Consider the following 15,516-nt stretch of genomic DNA (forward strand, 5'->3'; position numbering starts at 1 on the left):
CGGGTGACGGCGAACTACCCGACACGCCCGCGATCGATGAACGCGGTCAACGCGTCCACCGTCGCGTCGGGTTGCTCGTCGGGGATGAAGTGCCCGGCCTCTGGGATGAAGGCGCCGGTCGCGTTCTCCGCCCACGGGCCGATCGAGGCGGCCATGTCGGGGATCGAGCCATGGGAACTGGAGATCCCCAGGACCGGAACGGTCAACTTCCCCTGCCCGAGAGCCTCATGGTTCCTGCGCGCCGATTCCGCCGCGTCGCGGTAGTAGGCGAGAGACGCCCGGAGTCCGCCCTCGGCCGCGATGGCGGCGGCGTAGTGGTCGATCTCCGCACCGTCGAAGGCGTCCGGGAGAAGGGTTTTGGTCTTCAGGAACCATTCGACGTAGTCGCGCTCGCGCCCGGTGAGGAGGGTCTCGGGCAGTTCCGACACCAGGTGGAACGCGAAGTGCCAGGTCTTCCAGGCCCGTTCGGGATCGGTGGGGATCGAGTCCGGGAGCGTGATTCCGGGAATGCCGGCGTCCAGCAGGGCGACGCCGTGCAGGCGCTCTTCGTGCTTGAGGGCGAGCGAGAAGGCGACCCAGGCCCCGATGTCGTGGGCGACGAGCCAGTACTTCGGCACGTCGAGCGCGTCCAGCGCGGCCTGGACGCGCGACGCGACGGTGTGGGTGTCGTAGCCCCCTTGAGGGCGGTCGGAGTGGCCCTGCCCCGGCAGGTCGATCGCGATCACGTGGAAGCGCTCGGCAAGGCTCGGCATCACCTTGCGCCAGGCCCACCAGGTCTGCGGGAATCCGGCGAGCAGCACGACGGTGGGGCCGCCCGACCGGCCGCCTTCCACGGCGTGCAGCCGGATGCCGTCCGCGTCGACCCAGCGGTGGGTGAACCCCGCGAGGTCGTGCAGCGGCAGCCCGGGGAGCGGGTTCTGTCCGCGGGAGCGGTTCGAGGTCAGGGGCATGGTCATGGCGTCGTCGTCGGTCATTCCTCGAGCCTACGGCATCTTGAACTGATTAGTTCAAGATAGGATGGGCGGGGGCCACGACGACCGGCCCAGGAACGAGGTGCATGCGTGATGGCGGGCAAGAAGCAGTTCGACGTGGGCGTCGCGCTCGACGCGGCGATGGCCCAGTTCTGGCGGGCCGGATACGCCGACACGTCCGTCGACGACCTCTCCAGGGCGACCGGGCTGAACCGCAGCTCCCTCTACTCCTCGTTCGGCGACAAGGACGCGCTCTACCTGCGCTGCCTGGACCGCTACGCCGCGCGCTACGGAGACAGCTACGACCAGGCACTTTCCCGTGCGTCCGAGGAACCGCTCCAGGCGGTACGGGCATTCTTCGAGGTCACCCTGCAACGCATCGCCGACCCCGACGTACCCGACGGATGCCTGGTCGCCCAGACCGCAATGTCGTCACCCGCACTCAGCCCCGCCATCGCCGCACGCGCGACCGAGGCCCTGGGCCTGCAATGCGCGCGCCTGCGGACCGCTTTGGGGGCCGCGCAGTTGGCCGAGGGCGATGCCGACGACTTCGCGGTGCACCTCGCGGCGGTGAACCAGTCGCTGGCCGTGATGAGCAGGGCCGGGACGAGCCAGAAGCAGCTCCGTACGGTCGTCGACATCAGCATGCGCGCGCTGTCGCACGCCTTGCCTGCCCGGAGCCGGTGATCCCGACGGCCGGACAGAGACCGGCCGCCGGACCGGTCCCGGCCCGGCGGCCGAACCCGATCACGGGCTAGCCGGTCACCGGCACCGTCCGCCCCGTCCGCGCCGACTCGTACGCCGCGGCCACGATCCGCAGCGACCTCAGCCCGGCCTCGCCGTCGGTGACATCGACCGGGGAACTGTCGGCTCCGAACAGGAAAGACCGCAGCATCAGCGCGTCCAGATCGACGCCGTACGGGAGTTCCACGGCCGCCCGTGCCGTCTCGCTGAAGCCGTGCACCTTCTGGTCGAAGGCGTCCATCTCCAGCGCCGCCCGCTCGCCGATGACCTGCATCGAGAGCCCGCCCCACGCGGGGTGGTGCTGCGGCTGGCTCCAGCTGCAGTCGAGCGTGAGGACGGCTCCGTTCGCGTACGTCACGGTGAGCAGGCCCGCCGTCTCGACCGCGGCCCGGCCCTCGTACAAGAGGTTGTTGGTCTGCGCGTAGACGGAGCGCGCGGGGGAGCCCTCGAAGAGGTCGTCGAGGAGGTCCGCGACGTGCACGGTGTGGTCCATGACGGCGCCGCCGCCGGAGAGTTCGGGGTCGGTGAACCAGCGGCTCCGCGCGCCCGGCATATAGCCGTTGTTGGCGCCGGCCACCGTGAGCACCTCACCCGTCGTGCCCGCCCGCACCGCCTCGCGCACCGCGAGATAGGCCGGGCTGAACCGCACCGGGTGCGCCACCGCGAGCCGCACCCCGGCGGCCCGGCACGCCTCGACCATCGCCGCGCCGTCCTCGGGCGTCGTGGCGAGCGGCTTCTCGCACAGCACGTCGACGCCGTGCGCGGCCGCGCGTTCGACCAGCGCCCTGTGCCGCACGTTCTCCGAGCAGACCACGACCTTGTCGGGCCCCCAGGCGAACAACTCCTCATACGTGTCTACGTAGTTGACGCCGATCCGGGACGCGAAGTCCTTCCCCCGGGCCTCGCCCGGTGCCGCGAGATCTGTGTCGGGGTCGGCCGCGAGCACCTCCACGCCGTCCATCGCGGCGAGCTGCCGCGCGAAACCGCCCGCGTGCACATGCGCGAACGACAACACACCCACCTTCAAGCCCTGCACGCCCTTCACAGCCCGGCCTCCTCGGTCACCTTCAGTTCGACGGGCGCGCCCGTGCGCGCGGACTCGGCGGCGGCGCACGCGATCCGCACGGCCTCGACGCCGTCGTGCGCCGTCACGCGGGGCGCGTGACCGCCCTCGACGGCCGCGGCGAACTCCCGCAGCTCTGTCAGATAGGGGCTCTCCGTCATCGGACTGCCCGGAATGCCCTCACCGACCTGGCGCACCCCCTGCGCCAGCACCCGGAAGCCGGTGTGGGCGGTGGAGTCGTGCTCCAGGATCCCGCCAGGCCCGGCGACCCGGAACGTCGTCCGGAACGGCAGATCGGGCTGCCCCCACACCCCCAGCACATGACTGACGGCGCCGGAGGCGTGCGTGAGGACCGCGGTGCCGGTCGCCACGTCCCCCGCGACCGCACCCGCGTCCTGCTTGCCGCGCACCTGCGCGTGCACCCGCACGACATCACCGGCGAGCAGCCGCGCGAAGTCCAGGTCGTGGATCATCTGGTCGACGAGAATGCCACCCGACAGCGCGGGATCGGAAAACCACGGCGCCCACACGGGAAAGCGCCCGGCCCGCGTGAACCGCAGCGCCGCCGGTTCCCCGATCTTCCCGGCCGCGACCGCACCGGCGAGCGCCGCGTACGCGGGGAAGTACCGCACGACGTGGGCGGGAAACAGCAGCACCCCCGCCGCCCGCGCCGCACCGGCCATCTCCTGCGCCTCGGCGACATCGAGCGAGAGCGGCTTCTCGCACACCACGTGCTTGCCCGCGGCGACCGCGTCGAGGACGAGCTGCCGGTGCGTGTACGTAGGGGTGCACACGTCGACGACGCTGCACCGGTCGAGGAGTTCGGCGAGACTCTGTACCGCCGTCACATCGAACTCGGCGTACTTGGCGGCCAGTTGCTCCGCATGACCGTCGGTGGACAGGACCGTGACGCGCGCGCCCAGGGCGGTCCAGGCGGGCAGATGGGCACGGGCGATACCGCCGGCACCGATCAGGCCCACGTCGAGGCGTGCCATGAAGCTCCTTTGCTGAGGGGGCGGTTCGTCCTTCGGGTCAGCCCTTCGCGCCGCTCTGGGCGATGCCCTGCACGAAGTGCCGCTGAAGGAAGAGATAGAGGACGATCATCGGCAGGCTCGCGATCAGCGAACCGGCCATCATCACCGGATAGTTGGTCTCGAACTGCCCCTCCAGGGAGGTCAGCCCGGCACTGATCGGCATTTTCGCCGGGTCCGTGTTCACCACGAGCGGCCACAGCAGGTCGTTCCACGACCACATCGCCGTGATCACCGCGAGCGCGGCGAGGGCGGGGCGGATCAGCGGCAGCATGATCGACCAGAAGATGCGGAAGGGGCCCGCGCCGTCGATGCGCGCCGCCTCCTCCAGCTCCCGGGGCAGGGAGAGGAAGAACTGCCGCAGCATGAAGGTGCCGAAGGCGCTGAACATCCCCGGCAGGAACAGCGCGGGCGGCGAGTTCAGCAGGCCGAGCCGCTGGATGATGTCGTACTGCGGCAGGATCAGCAGCGAGGACGGGACGAGCAGCACCGACAGGAACAGTGCGAACAGCACGTTCTTGCCCCGGAACCGCATCCGCGCGAAGGCGTACGCGGCGAGCGAGCAGAACACTAGCTGCCCCGCGGTGCGGCCGGCCGTGTTGATGAGGCTGTTGCCGAGCATCTCCCCGTAGGGCAGTGCCGTGAACACCTCCTTGAAGGAGCCCCAGTTCCACTGCCGCGGCAGGAACGTCGTCGGTACGTGCACCGCTTCCGGCAGCGTCTTCAGCGCCGTGAGCAGCTGCCACAGGAACGGGAAGACCATCACGAGCGCGCCGAGCGAGAGGAGCGCGTGCGTGGCGACGGAGCCGCCGTTCACGCGGCGCAGCGAGTCACGCATAGTGCACCCACTTCTTCTGGAGCCGGAACTGGAGGAACGTCAGGGCCGCCGTGAGCAGCATCAGGAGGAAGGCCAGAGCTGCCGCGGCGCCCTGGTTGTTCTGCTGGAACGCCCACTGGTAGAAGAGGCTGACGACGGACTGCGTGGACCCGAGCGCCGGGTTCATGGGGCTCATCATCACGTAGATCAGGTCGAACATCTGGAGCGAGTTGATCACGCAGATGACGGCGGCGAAGAAGATGCTCGGGCTCAGCAGCGGGATCGTGATGGTGAAGAACCGGCGCACCGGGCCCGCCCCGTCCAGCTCGGCGGCCTCGTAGTAGTCCTGTGGAATGCCCTTGATCCCCGCGATGAAGATGATCAGGTAGTAGCCGACGCTCTGCCACACGGCGACGACCCCGATGGCCCACAGCGCGGTCGACGGGTCCGAGGCCCAGAAGTGCCGAGACACGCCGAACCACGACAACACCTCGTTGAGCAGGCCGAAGTTGCCGTTGTAGAGCCAGTTCCACACCAGGCCCACCGCGACGGGGAGCGTCACGAACGGGATGAAGTACAGGGCCCGGTAGACGGCGACGCCGCGCAGGCCGCGCCGGTTCAGCAGGGCCGCGACGGCGATCGACAGCGGCAGCGTGAGCAGCCCGATCGCCCCGTACAGGAGCGTGTTGCCGATGGCCCGCCACACGGTGACGTCCTGCAGCACGCGCGCGTAGTTCTCGCCGCCGGTCCAGGTGTTGCCGCCGAACGGTCCGAAGTGGGTGAAGCTGAAGCCGAAGGTCTGAAGCATCGGCCAGAGGTAGAACAGCAGGAAGCCGAGTCCGATCGGCGCGATGAAGACATACGCGGCCTTCTGCGTGCGGGAGTTGGGTCCGCGCGTGGTGCCCTCGCGCCCCGCCTTCGTACGAGGTTTCCTGCTGCGGCCCTCCGCCTCCGCGGCGGCCGTCGACGGGAACACGGCCATCAGTTGTCCTCCTCGTCGAGCGCCCGGTCCATCTGCTTCGCGAGCGTGCGTGCCGCGCCCTCGATGCCGCCCTTGCCGCTGAACGGCGCCCCGAGCAGCAGATACTCGAGGTCCTCCCAGACGGCCGTGTTCCGTGAACTCGGATACGGGTACGCGTAGTCGACCATGTCGAGGAAGCACCGCAGGTCGAACTCGGGCATCGACTTCAGCCAGGCGTCCTGCGTCCCCGCGTACGAGGGGATGGTCACTCCACCCTTGGCCTGGATCTCGCCCGCCCGGCTCCGCGCCATGAAGTCCACGAACTTCCAGGCCGCTTCCCGCTTGCGGGACTTGGCGCTGATGCAGTTCGCGAGGCCGTGGATGACGGTCGCCCGCTCCCGCCCCTTCGGCAGGACCGCGACGCCGCCGTGGTCCTTGATGGCGGGCGTCCCGTACATGAACGAGGCCATCGACGACAGGTCGTAATTCATCGCCACCTGCTCCGACAGGTACAGATTGCGCGCCCGGACCTCCGACATGGCGCTCTGTGGCGGCGACCAGCCGCGGTCCACCAGGTCGGTCCAGAAGCGCAGGCCTTCGATGGAGCGCGGATCGGCGAACCCGGAGCGGCCGTCGCGCAGCACGTAGCCGCCGGCGCCGAAGATCGTCGGATAGAACTTGTTCTGCCGGTCCATCTCGGCGGCGATCCCGTAGACCCGCCGCTTCGGATCGGTCAGCTCGCGCGCGGCGTCGCGCAGGTCGTCCCACGTCCAGGAGGAATCCGGGTACTTGACGCCGGCCTTGTCGAAGAGCTCCTTGTTGTACCAGAGCCCGATCGTGTCGAAGTCCTTCGGCAGCGCGTACTGCCTGCCGCCGTACTTGTAGATGTCGACCAGTGCCTCGGGATGCTTGCCGACCGGGGTGCGGGCACGGGCGATGTGCTCGTCGAGCGGCACCAGCGTGCCATTGGACGCGTACAGCTTGATGTTCACGGCGTTCATCCAGAACACGTCGGGCGCCGTGCCGCCCCGCATCGCCGTGCGCAGCGTCGTCCAGTAGGAGTTCCACGGGGTGAGCTGGATTTCCACGGAGACGTCCGGGTTCTCGCGCTCGAAGGCCCGGATGACCTGCTGCATGCCGGGGACCTGGGCCGGGTCCCACATGCCGTACGAGAGTGCGGTGCGGCCCGTGCGGATGGCGGCGGTGGAATCGCCGCCGCTCGCGCTGCAGCCGGCGGCGAACGGGGTCGCCGCGAGGGCACCGGCGAGAAGACTTCTCCTGCGCATGCGCGCCTCCGGTCGGTAGGTGTACGGAGAGGTGTCAGTGAGCGGGGGACGACGGGCGCGAAGGACCCGCCCCGTCGAGGAGATGGGTGTCCACCTCGTCCAGGGCGCGGCGCACCGCGCCGAGTGCCACGCCCTCGCGGCCCAGCGTGCTGACCGTGATGAGGGGGACGTGGAGGGTCAGGGGGGAGAGGTGGGCGGCGAGGAGGGGGCCCAGTGGGTCGCCGACCGGGGACAGGGCGCCGGACAGGACGAGGAGTTCGGGGTCGAGGGCGAGGACGAGTGCGGCGATGCCGGGTGCGACGCCGGCGAGGTAGCGGTCCAGGACGGCGAGGGCCTTGGGGTGCTGGGCGCGGACGGCGCGTGCGAGTGCGTCGGTCTCCGATTCGCCGGGCAGCCGGTCGCCGTCCCAGCCGAGCGCGTCCCCGGCCTCGTTCAGGCCGAGTTGCGGCAGGATGCCCAGCTCGCCCGCGCCGCCGCGGCGCCCGCGGTGCAGGCGCCCGTCGATCATCACGCCGCACGAGATGCGCCGCCCCACGAGCACGCACGCCACGTCGTCCGCGAGTTCCGCGGCGCCCTGCCAGTGCTCGGCGAGCGTCGCGAGGTTCACGTCGTTCTCGACCAGGACGGGGCAGGGGAGTTCGTCCGCGAGGCGGCGCGCCAGGTCCAGGTCGGTCCAGTCCGGGACGATCACGGAGCGGATCCGGCCGGTGTCGTCGACCATGCCCGGCACGCCGATGCCGACGGACCACACGTCGTGCGGACCCAGTCTGTGGTCGGCGAGGAAGGTGCGCAGCCTGGTGCGCAGCAGTTCGATGCGTTCCGCGCCGGTCAGGGGCGTGGGGAAGTCCTCGCGGTGGCGCGCGACGATCTCGCCGTCGAGGCGGGACAGGAGCAGCACCAGCTTCTTGAGGCCGATGTCGACGCCGACGACGTGCCCGGCCTCGGCCCGGAACCGGAAGCGGCGCGCGGGCCGCCCGGGGGAGCGTACGGCGGGCGGCGCGGTCGTCTCCGCGATCCAGCCCTGTGCGATCAGCTCCTCGACCAGCACCTCGACCGTGGGCCGGGACAGGCCGGTGGAGCCGGTGAGACGGCTGACCGTCTGCGGGCTCTCCTGGCGCAACGACCGCAGCACCACTGAGGTGTTGAGTCCGCGAAGGGCCGCGAGATCGTGCCCGCGCGCCCGGTCGTGCCCCGCCATGGACTGTTCCTCCGCCGCGTCGTCGGTGTCGTCGGTGTCGTCGGTCCGGTTGTGCAGGACTGTTGCATAAGGGTGGGGGTCGGGGAACCCCGTGCGTACGAGAATTTTGCAGAAGTCCTGCGTATCTAGGCGGGGTGGGTTCTACAGGCGTTCCACGGCGCGGAATGCGGAGAGTCGCGCCAGCAACCGGCGTGCGGGCGGCGTCAGTTCGCCCACCGGGAGCGTCTCGCCGTCGTTCAAGCGGCCGATCAGGGCGCCCAGTTCGCGCGCCGTCAGCCCGGTCCGCGTGACGTGTCCGCACGCCGCGACCAGGCGCTGCCCGCCGGCCGGCATCCACACCACGCGCTCCGTGGCCCGCACCGCGTCGTCGTCGGTGAAGTAGCCGGGCCGGGTGGGCGCCGGTGCCGGGCGCAGGCCGCCGTCCGTGGCGTGCCGCAACACCTCGTGGGCCAGGCGCCGTTGGAGCGGTGCGGGGCGGGCCTCCTGGCGGAGGTGGTCGAGCGCAGCGGCGAGGGCAGGGGGCAGGGTGCCGGGCAGGTCGTCGGGTGGCTCGCCGTGCGGTACGAGGGTGTCGACCGTGCCCCACGTCCCGTGCGGGGAGGAGTGGCTGATGAGCGGCGAGGCGGCGCGCGGGACGGAGATGCGCACGGTCGTGGCGGGGGAGCCGGGCGCGTGGACGGTGTGCTCGTGGTCGGCGGGCCAGTAGAGCAGGTCGCCGGGGAGCGCCGAGGCCGTCCAGCGTCGGTCCCCGGGGCCGGTGAGGTGGAATCGGGGGCGGCCGTGGAGGACGTAGAGGAACGTTGCTGCTCGGTGGTGGGAGGGCGAGGGGCGTGGTGGCTCGGACGTTCCGTGGCACAGCGTCGTGCCGATGGGCGCCAGGGGCTGGCCGACCTCGTCCCACAGGCCGGCGAGGAAGGTCCGCTCCCTGGCCCACAGCGGATGGTGTCCCGCGTGCAGCTCCCGGACGACGAGGGCGAAGGGGGTGTCGCCCAACTGCCGTGCAAGGCGGCGGTCGTAGGCCGCGAACGACCCGTCCTCCGGCCGGGGCAGGAGGTCACCGGGGTCGGTGAGGCGGCGCGGCCCCACCGTGAACCGGATCCGTTCGTCGGCGTCCGCCGTGGTGTGGTGCGCGGCGGCGACGGCGCCCTCGAAGACCTCGTGGGGGTTGAAAGGCGCGGTTCGGCCGGGAGTCCGGATCGGGCGGAGCAGCGCGGGCCGGCGGTCCCAATGGTCCGCCGCGACGCGTTGCCAGTCGACCGACCGGCCGACGGGTCCGAGGACGTCGATCGGGGTGGCGGCGCCCGCCGTCACCGGTGCGGGTCCGGTGGCGTGATCGCGACGGCCCGTGAACGGCACAGCTCGCGGAGCACACCGTGGAGGTGAGCGGAGCGGTCGGACAGCCCCGACGAGCGGGCCAGGTCGGCCACCGTGGTGTCTTGGTGTGTCGTGCGCAGGTGGCTGAGTACGTGGTCGGCAGCGCGGCCCCGCACCGGCCAGACATGTCCGTTTGCCGCCCACAGCGCGTCGTCCGCCCCGGTGGCGACCCGGATGATCTCGCTGACGCACAGTAATCGGTGCCGGGAGGTGAGGGGCACGACGGGGCGTGGCGCGGGTGCCGGGTTCAGGCCCGCGGCGGAGCGCAGTCCGGCCCAGTGGGTGAGCAGGGCTCGCTCGGTGTCCGGATCGGCGACGGTGTCCGTGAACAGCCGGGCGGAGGCGGTGAGCCGGGCGGGTAACGCCAGCCGTCCGTCGGCTCTCGTGGGCAGCGGGTGGGGGAGCGTCACGGGGGTGTCCGGGTGCGGGCCGCGTCTTCGCATCAGCCCGCTGACGGCGTCCAGGACCGGCGGCAGGGCCGAGGCCGTCCGGGCGGGCACACTCACCCGGAGCGTCGTGCACGGTCCCGTACGGTGATCGAGGTGCCGGCTCCCGGCGGGCCAGTGCACCAAGTCACCCGCAGTGGCCCGGAGTTCGTACTCGGTTCCGGTGTGTTCGGGGCGCACCCGCACGGTCAGCTCGCCGTCGATGACCCAGGTGAGGGACGCGGCGCCGGGGTCGCCCGCCTCGGTGACGGAGTGGTGTCGGTCGCCGACGGCCAACTCCGCGGTCACCGGGACCGCGGGCCACCCGACGTACCGCCAGAGCCCGGCCAGCGCGTCCCGTACCCGCGACCACGCGGAGAAGTCACGGTGCAGCGGGTCGGAGGCGGTCAGCAGCCAGCCGTCGCCGCCGAGTTGCGGCGCGGAGGCGAGGCGTGCGACGTAGCCGCCGAGGTTCCGGTCGGCGGGGCCGGGCAGCAGGGGGCCCGGTTCGCGCAGCACACCGTCGGCCGTGGCCAGGCGCAGTGGGACGGGATCCGGCTGTGCGGCCGCCGCCAGGAGGAGCGCGTGGGCGTCGGCCGGGTCGAGACCCAGCGCCGGGGCGTCGGGGACGACCACCGGCTCCCTGGCCCAGTGTGTCTCGGCGAAGCGCCGCAGGGCGGGGGTGTGGGGCGCGGTCCTGCGAGCGGGGGTGTGCCTTGACTTCATCGGGTGGGGATCTCCTCGGTCCCACGTGGGGGTGGCGCCGGTTCGCGACCCTGCCAGAGCGCTTCGTGCTTCGTCAACGCTTTGCGGAGAACCCGTGAACACGCACGGGGAGGGAGAGAAGGAGCGTGACGTCCAGGGGTCGGGTGGCGTCGGAAAGGTGTGGGTCTTGTGAAATGGCGGGTTGGCGCCTGCCGGAATACGCGACTCCGCCCCATTTGGGCAGGCGGGGTGCATGGCAAGGTGGGCGCGCTCGTGTCACATGTCCAAGAAAGGCCCCTCATGCCCCTCGCATTGTTCCGCCGTAAGAGCGCCGGTTCCGCAGCGCGGGGTGGTGGGCCCGTCCACTCCGTGCCGCAGGGTGCGGGCGGCGTGCACTGCGAGGTGATCGACCCGTTCGGTCAGCCCATGCCGGGCGCCCAGGTCACGGTGACGCAGTCGCAGAGCGGGCGCGTCTCCGTGAAGGCCACGACCGACCCCTTCGGCCTGGTCTTCGTCACGCTGGAGCCCGGCCGCTACAGCATCCTGATAGCGGCCGAGGGCCTGGAGCCGTTCCAGCAGACGGTCGAGGTCGTCGAGGGCGAGACGCTGCCGCTCACCGGGATCCAGCTGCACGTCGGCCGCTCGCCCGAGCTGCCGCAGCCCGGCACCTGGATGTTCGACCCGCCGCACACCGCGATCCGCTTCATCGCCAAGCACGTCGGCATGGCCCACGTCCACGGCCGCTTCACGCGCTTCGAGGGCGGCATCCAGATCGCGCCCGACATGGCCGACTCGCGGGTCGAGGTCCGCATCGAGGCCGGGTCGATCACCACGGGCAACAACACCCGCGACAACCACCTGCGTTCCGCCGACTTCCTGGATATCGAGAACTACCCGTACATCCACTTCAGCTCGGACCGCTTCATCTACCGGGGCGGCTCCAAGTGGACCGTCCAGGGCGCCCTCACCATGCACGGCGTGAGCCGCACGGTCGACCTCGAAACGGGCTACCTCGGCGTCGTCAACGGCGGCTACGCCGAGGAACTGCGCTGCGCGGCCCTCGCCACGGCGGAACTCCACCGCGAGGACTACACGCTGAACTGGCGCACCATGCTCGCCAAGGGCATCGCGGTCGTCGGCCCCACGGTCAAGCTCGAAATGGACCTCCAGGCCATGTACCGCAGCGCGGACACGCCGACGCCGCCGGAGTAGGCGGGCGGGCAGTCCTGCGGATTTCTGTCCGCACGGACGCCGCGCCTTTCGGGGTGACGTCCGTGCGGGCCGCGTGCCGCCGCATGCGTGTGCCCTCCCGCTAGCGGGAGGGCACGGGCACGGTACGAGGCCGACTACTGGTCGTCGTCACGCCGCAGGGAGTCGCGGACGCCTTCGGCCTTGTCGCGGAGGCTCTCGACGCCTTCCTTGGCCTTGCCACGGGCCTGGTCGGTCTGCCCTTCGGCCTTCACCCGGTCGTTGCCGGTGACCTTGCCGGTCATCTCCTTGGCTTTGCCCTTGACCTTGTCCATGGCGCTGTCGTCACCCATGACTGCTCCTTGCGTGGTTGAGCTGGGGGATGGCAGCAACGGTATGAGCGCTCGGCAGGGGACGCATCTGGAGTGGTTGCCGAGAGTGGTGACCTGCGTATGCGAGCCGTCGCGCTGCGTAGCCGGGTGTCCGTTCGCGGGTGGGTGGGGCCTGTGGAATGGTTAACAGGCGAAATGTCCCATTCCGCCCCGGGAGGTCCCATGTCGTCGAAGCGTCGTCGGAAGAAGAAGGCGCGCCGCAAGCACGCGGCGAATCACGGCTCCCGTCCGCAGTCCTGACTGCGGCGGCGGTCGCGGGGTGGGGTCACGCGCGCTGCGCGACCCCACTGCCGATCGCGGACGCCCACTCCGTGACCAGCGACTCGTACTCGGCGCGGTCCTCGGGGTTCAGGCGCCCACCCGTGCGCGCCCAGAGGTCACGAATCTGCTCGTTGACCACGTCGGCGGACCGTATGGAGCGTGAGGCTGGGATGGCGGACATGTGAAAGAGCGTAGGGGATCCGTACGTCTATTCGCTGCGGTCCGTCACGTGGCTATCGCCATGTGTGAGTTTCGTCATGCGTAAAGGCGTCGTAAGTCCTGTCGCTCCCAAGTGGCCTGGTGGTTCAGCTCACTTCAGTTCTTGCGGCCCACCGCCCCGTACATCGGCACCGGCGATCCGTCGCGGTCCTCGTCGACGGCCAACTCCGGGTGCCAGTCGGGGAGCCAGACCACACCGGGGTCCACGAGCTCGAGTCCGGTCCCTGTGAAGAACTTCGTCATCTCCTCGTGCGTGCGCGGCGCGAGGGTGACGCCGCCGGCCGCGTACATGTCGATCGCCTGCTGGGTGCGCGACGGGTCGTAGTCCGCGGCCACGTGCGACAGGACCAAGTGGCTGCCCGAGGGCAGGGCGTCGACGAACGTGCGCACGATGTCGTACGCGCCCTGGCCGTCCGGGATGAAGTGCAGGAGCGCGATCAACGACACCGCTATCGGGCGCTCGAAGTCGAGGATCTCCCGGGCCAGTTCGATGATCTTGTCCGGCTCGCGGGCGTCGGCCTGGACGTAGCGCGTGACCCCCTCCGGCGTGCCGCGCAGCAACGCCTCCGCGTGCCGCAGCACGATCGGGTCGTTGTCGACGTACACCACGCTCGCCTCGGGCGCCGCGAGTTGCGCGATGCGGTGCAGGTTCGGCTCGGTCGGGATGCCGGTGCCGATGTCGAGGAACTGCGTGACGCCGCCGCGCGCCGCGAGCATCCGGGTCGCGCGATGCATGAACCAACGGTTGTGCCGCGCCGCATACTTGGCCGTCGGCTCCAGCGTGGTGATCTGCCGGCCGAGTTCCTCGTCCACCGGATAGTTGTCCTTGCCGCCGAGATACCAGTCGTACACCCGCGCAGGGTGCGGCCTGCTGGTGTCGATGCGCGGTGGAGTGGGGGATGTGTCGGGCGTCGAGGGCATGGGTGGCTGCAACTCCCCTGTCGTCCGTGGATGTTCGAGTGCCTGCACGAACATCCTGCCGTACGTGTGCGAAGCGTGTGGGTGCAATGGGGGAGGACGGCTGGTCGGGGTGGAAGCTCGGAGTGGAAACTGAGGCATCGGAGTGGAAACTGAGACAGGAGCATCGCGCATGAGTGGCGTCCCCCAGCGTCCCGCACGCCTCGACATCTCCCGCGCCACGCTCGCCGATTGGCCGGTGATCCGCGGGTGGGCCGCCGACGAGGGCTGGAACCCCGGCGTGGCCGACGGGGTCAGCTTCTTCGCCCAAGACCCCGACGGGTTCTTCCTCGGCCGGATCGACGGCGAGCCCGTGTCCGCCGTCTCCGTCGTCAACTACGGGGACGCGTACGCCTTCCTGGGCTGCTACCTCGTCCGTCCCGACCTGCGCGGCCTCGGCCACGGCATCGACACATGGAAGGCGGGGCTCGCGCACGCGGCCGGGCGCACCGTCGGGCTCGACGGCGTCGTCGCCCAGCAGGGCAACTACCGCAAGTCCGGCTTCGAACTCGCCCACCGCACCGTCCGGTTCACCGGGATCGCGACCGGCGGTGCGGTCGGGCCCACGGCCGACGGCGTCGTGCCGGTCGAGGGCGATATCGCGCCACTCGTCGTGTACGACAGTGCCTGCTATCCGGCGGACCGGCCCCGCTTCCTCGAGTCCTGGCTGACCACGGAGGGGCACGTCGTCCGCGCTCGCGTCGTCGGCGGGCGCGTCACCGGGTACGGCGTGCTGCGCGAGGGGCAGGACATGCCGCGGATCGGGCCGCTGTTCGCGGACACGCCGGACGACGCGCGTGTCCTGTTCGACGCGCTCGCTCCGGCGGGGCGGCCGGTCGGCCTCGATGTGCCCGCGTCGAACCCGGCGGCGGTCGCTCTCGCCGAGGGGCGGGGTCTCGTGCCGGGGTTCGAGACGGCCCGGATGTACACCGGGCCGGTCCGGGCGTTCGCCGAGGAGCGGGTCTTCGGCGTGACGACTCTTGAGCTCGGGTGAGGTGAGGTCTTGGGGTCGGGTGGCGTGAGCTTCTGAGGTCGGGTGAGGTGAGCTTCTGAGGTCGGCTCTGCAGCTCGGCTCCTGTGAGGTCAGCCGCGTCCGGCATCCAGCGGCCCAGCCGCGTCCCGCCTCCAGCAGCCCCGCCGCCTCAGTCGCGTTCCGGACCGTGTTCCTCGAAGGCCCAGTGCCGCCCCGCCCCCGCCGCGAACCGCCCCGCCCCTTCGAGCGCCCCGCCCAATACACCCATGCCGTAACGGAGTTCGGTGCCCATGGCCGCCGCCTCGTCCCGGCCGTGCTGCTCCCACAGGGACGCCCGGTCGCTGCGCAGGCAGTCCTGCGGGAAGCCCGCGATCTGCGCGGCGAGCGCCTCCGCCGCCGCGCGCGAACTCCCGGTCGGGACGAGGCGGTTCGCGAGACCGATGTCGTACGCCTCCTGTGCCGGGACGGGGCGGCCGGTGAGGATCAGGTCGCTCGCGCGGCTCTCGCCGATGAGGCGGGGGAGGCGGACCGTGCCGCCGTCGATCAGCGGGACGCCCCAGCGGCGGCAGAAGACACCGAACACCGCGTCCTCCTCGGCGACCCGCAGATCGCACCAGAGGGCGAGTTCGAGTCCGCCCGCCACCGCGTGACCGGCCACGGCCGCGATGACCGGCTTCGTCAGGCGGAGGCGGGTCGGGCCCATCGGCCCTTCCCCGTCCTCCGCCACCCGGTTGCCGCGCTCCGTGCCGATCGCCTTGAGGTCGGCGCCCGCGCAGAACGTGCCGCCCTCGCCCCAGAGCACGGCGACCCGCGCCGCGTCGTCCGCCTCGAATGCCCGGAAGGCGGCGGCCAGTCGGTCCGCCGTCGGCCCGTCGACCGCGTTGCGGGCCTCGGGGCGGGACAGGACGACCGTGGTGACGTGGCCTGCGCGTTCGACGCGGACCGGCATGG

The 15,516-nt window shown here is 71.1% G+C and carries 17 protein-coding genes; 4 read left to right on the forward strand and 13 right to left on the reverse strand.

The genetic code is table 11. The features are described from left to right. Nucleotides 1–14 precede the first annotated feature (14 nt). Nucleotides 15–956: an alpha/beta fold hydrolase gene (locus OG746_RS22420; RefSeq protein ID WP_524540474.1), complete on the reverse strand. Its 942-nt coding sequence runs from the start codon at nucleotides 954–956 to the stop codon at nucleotides 15–17. A 108-nt stretch (nucleotides 957–1,064) separates the two neighbouring features. Between OG746_RS22420 and OG746_RS22425 the strand changes: the two genes are divergently transcribed. Next, nucleotides 1,065–1,658 carry a TetR/AcrR family transcriptional regulator gene (locus OG746_RS22425; RefSeq protein ID WP_266717222.1) on the forward strand — a complete coding sequence of 198 codons (594 nt, stop codon included), beginning with the start codon at nucleotides 1,065–1,067 and terminating at the stop codon, nucleotides 1,656–1,658. Between the two features lie 67 nt (nucleotides 1,659–1,725). Here OG746_RS22425 and OG746_RS22430 read toward each other — a convergent pair whose 3' ends face one another. The 8 genes from OG746_RS22430 to OG746_RS22465 form a co-directional block, all read right to left on the reverse strand. Beyond that, a complete protein-coding gene (locus OG746_RS22430; protein ID WP_266717223.1) occupies nucleotides 1,726–2,760 on the reverse strand; it encodes a Gfo/Idh/MocA family protein in 1,035 nt (344 codons plus the stop codon). Beyond that, nucleotides 2,757–3,773, reverse strand: a complete 1,017-nt coding sequence (locus tag OG746_RS22435; protein WP_266717224.1) for a Gfo/Idh/MocA family protein — start codon at nucleotides 3,771–3,773, stop codon at nucleotides 2,757–2,759. Before OG746_RS22435 ends, OG746_RS22430 begins: the two co-directional genes overlap by 4 nt. Before the next feature lie 37 nt (nucleotides 3,774–3,810). Next, complete coding sequence (locus tag OG746_RS22440) at nucleotides 3,811–4,647, reverse strand: carbohydrate ABC transporter permease (protein ID WP_266717225.1); 837 nt, start codon at nucleotides 4,645–4,647, stop codon at nucleotides 3,811–3,813. Further along, nucleotides 4,640–5,608 (reverse strand): carbohydrate ABC transporter permease, encoded by a 969-nt coding sequence (locus OG746_RS22445; RefSeq protein ID WP_266717226.1) that lies wholly within the window; start codon nucleotides 5,606–5,608, stop codon nucleotides 4,640–4,642. The genes OG746_RS22440 and OG746_RS22445 overlap by 8 nt, the downstream gene beginning before the upstream one ends. Continuing rightward, the gene (locus OG746_RS22450) at nucleotides 5,608–6,873 is read right to left on the reverse strand and encodes an ABC transporter substrate-binding protein (RefSeq protein WP_266717228.1); all 1,266 of its coding nucleotides are present in this window, start codon (nucleotides 6,871–6,873) and stop codon (nucleotides 5,608–5,610) included. Before OG746_RS22450 ends, OG746_RS22445 begins: the two co-directional genes overlap by 1 nt. Before the next feature lie 34 nt (nucleotides 6,874–6,907). After that, on the reverse strand, nucleotides 6,908–8,071 hold the full coding sequence (locus OG746_RS22455) for an ROK family protein (protein WP_266717230.1): 1,164 nt from the start codon (nucleotides 8,069–8,071) through the stop codon (nucleotides 6,908–6,910). Between the two features lie 141 nt (nucleotides 8,072–8,212). Continuing rightward, complete coding sequence (locus tag OG746_RS22460; RefSeq protein WP_266717232.1) at nucleotides 8,213–9,382, reverse strand: hypothetical protein; 1,170 nt, start codon at nucleotides 9,380–9,382, stop codon at nucleotides 8,213–8,215. Beyond that, the gene (locus tag OG746_RS22465) at nucleotides 9,379–10,596 is read right to left on the reverse strand and encodes a hypothetical protein (protein ID WP_266717234.1); all 1,218 of its coding nucleotides are present in this window, start codon (nucleotides 10,594–10,596) and stop codon (nucleotides 9,379–9,381) included. The genes OG746_RS22460 and OG746_RS22465 overlap by 4 nt, the downstream gene beginning before the upstream one ends. Nucleotides 10,597–10,875: 279 nt before the next feature. Between OG746_RS22465 and OG746_RS22470 the strand changes: the two genes are divergently transcribed. Then, nucleotides 10,876–11,787, forward strand: coding sequence for a YceI family protein (locus OG746_RS22470; RefSeq protein WP_266717235.1), 912 nt, complete (start codon nucleotides 10,876–10,878; stop codon nucleotides 11,785–11,787). Nucleotides 11,788–11,921: 134 nt separating this feature from the next. Here OG746_RS22470 and OG746_RS22475 read toward each other — a convergent pair whose 3' ends face one another. Then, nucleotides 11,922–12,116 carry a CsbD family protein gene (locus OG746_RS22475; RefSeq protein ID WP_266717237.1) on the reverse strand — a complete coding sequence of 65 codons (195 nt, stop codon included), beginning with the start codon at nucleotides 12,114–12,116 and terminating at the stop codon, nucleotides 11,922–11,924. A gap of 201 nt (nucleotides 12,117–12,317) precedes the next feature. Here OG746_RS22475 and OG746_RS45635 point away from each other — a divergent pair, with 201 nt between their 5' ends. Continuing rightward, entirely contained in the window at nucleotides 12,318–12,395 is a 78-nt protein-coding gene (locus tag OG746_RS45635) for a 50S ribosomal protein bL37 (RefSeq protein ID WP_466231358.1), read from the forward strand. A 25-nt stretch (nucleotides 12,396–12,420) separates the two neighbouring features. Here OG746_RS45635 and OG746_RS22480 read toward each other — a convergent pair whose 3' ends face one another. Both OG746_RS22480 and OG746_RS22485 read right to left on the reverse strand, forming a co-directional pair. Beyond that, nucleotides 12,421–12,597 (reverse strand): hypothetical protein, encoded by a 177-nt coding sequence (locus tag OG746_RS22480; RefSeq protein ID WP_266717239.1) that lies wholly within the window; start codon nucleotides 12,595–12,597, stop codon nucleotides 12,421–12,423. Nucleotides 12,598–12,731: 134 nt separating this feature from the next. Next, on the reverse strand, nucleotides 12,732–13,556 hold the full coding sequence (locus OG746_RS22485) for an SAM-dependent methyltransferase (protein ID WP_266717241.1): 825 nt from the start codon (nucleotides 13,554–13,556) through the stop codon (nucleotides 12,732–12,734). A gap of 169 nt (nucleotides 13,557–13,725) precedes the next feature. Here OG746_RS22485 and OG746_RS22490 point away from each other — a divergent pair, with 169 nt between their 5' ends. Beyond that, nucleotides 13,726–14,586 (forward strand): GNAT family N-acetyltransferase, encoded by an 861-nt coding sequence (locus tag OG746_RS22490; protein WP_266717243.1) that lies wholly within the window; start codon nucleotides 13,726–13,728, stop codon nucleotides 14,584–14,586. Nucleotides 14,587–14,734: 148 nt separating this feature from the next. On the opposite strand, the gene OG746_RS22495 is transcribed toward OG746_RS22490, so the two are convergent. Beyond that, the gene (locus OG746_RS22495; RefSeq protein WP_266717244.1) at nucleotides 14,735–15,514 is read right to left on the reverse strand and encodes a crotonase/enoyl-CoA hydratase family protein; all 780 of its coding nucleotides are present in this window, start codon (nucleotides 15,512–15,514) and stop codon (nucleotides 14,735–14,737) included. Nucleotides 15,515–15,516 lie beyond the last annotated feature (2 nt).

The organism is Streptomyces sp. NBC_01016, assembly GCF_026341035.1.
Lineage (GTDB): Bacteria > Actinomycetota > Actinomycetes > Streptomycetales > Streptomycetaceae > Streptomyces.

What these genes read in the sequence shown, in the direction of transcription:
- OG746_RS22420 (WP_524540474.1), bottom strand. Translation starts at nt 956, where the DNA reads ATGACCATGCCCCTGACCTCGAACCGCTCCCGCGGACAGAACCCGCTC.
- OG746_RS22425 (WP_266717222.1), top strand. Translation starts at nt 1,065, where the DNA reads ATGGCGGGCAAGAAGCAGTTCGACGTGGGCGTCGCGCTCGACGCGGCG.
- OG746_RS22435 (WP_266717224.1), bottom strand. Translation starts at nt 3,773, where the DNA reads ATGGCACGCCTCGACGTGGGCCTGATCGGTGCCGGCGGTATCGCCCGT.
- OG746_RS22440 (WP_266717225.1), bottom strand. Translation starts at nt 4,647, where the DNA reads ATGCGTGACTCGCTGCGCCGCGTGAACGGCGGCTCCGTCGCCACGCAC.
- OG746_RS22445 (WP_266717226.1), bottom strand. Translation starts at nt 5,608, where the DNA reads ATGGCCGTGTTCCCGTCGACGGCCGCCGCGGAGGCGGAGGGCCGCAGC.
- OG746_RS22450 (WP_266717228.1), bottom strand. Translation starts at nt 6,873, where the DNA reads ATGCGCAGGAGAAGTCTTCTCGCCGGTGCCCTCGCGGCGACCCCGTTC.
- OG746_RS22455 (WP_266717230.1), bottom strand. Translation starts at nt 8,071, where the DNA reads ATGGCGGGGCACGACCGGGCGCGCGGGCACGATCTCGCGGCCCTTCGC.
- OG746_RS22465 (WP_266717234.1), bottom strand. Translation starts at nt 10,596, where the DNA reads ATGAAGTCAAGGCACACCCCCGCTCGCAGGACCGCGCCCCACACCCCC.
- OG746_RS22470 (WP_266717235.1), top strand. Translation starts at nt 10,876, where the DNA reads ATGCCCCTCGCATTGTTCCGCCGTAAGAGCGCCGGTTCCGCAGCGCGG.
- OG746_RS22475 (WP_266717237.1), bottom strand. Translation starts at nt 12,116, where the DNA reads ATGGGTGACGACAGCGCCATGGACAAGGTCAAGGGCAAAGCCAAGGAG.
- OG746_RS45635 (WP_466231358.1), top strand. Translation starts at nt 12,318, where the DNA reads ATGTCGTCGAAGCGTCGTCGGAAGAAGAAGGCGCGCCGCAAGCACGCG.
- OG746_RS22480 (WP_266717239.1), bottom strand. Translation starts at nt 12,597, where the DNA reads ATGTCCGCCATCCCAGCCTCACGCTCCATACGGTCCGCCGACGTGGTC.
- OG746_RS22485 (WP_266717241.1), bottom strand. Translation starts at nt 13,556, where the DNA reads ATGCCCTCGACGCCCGACACATCCCCCACTCCACCGCGCATCGACACC.
- OG746_RS22490 (WP_266717243.1), top strand. Translation starts at nt 13,726, where the DNA reads ATGAGTGGCGTCCCCCAGCGTCCCGCACGCCTCGACATCTCCCGCGCC.
- OG746_RS22495 (WP_266717244.1), bottom strand. Translation starts at nt 15,514, where the DNA reads ATGCCGGTCCGCGTCGAACGCGCAGGCCACGTCACCACGGTCGTCCTG.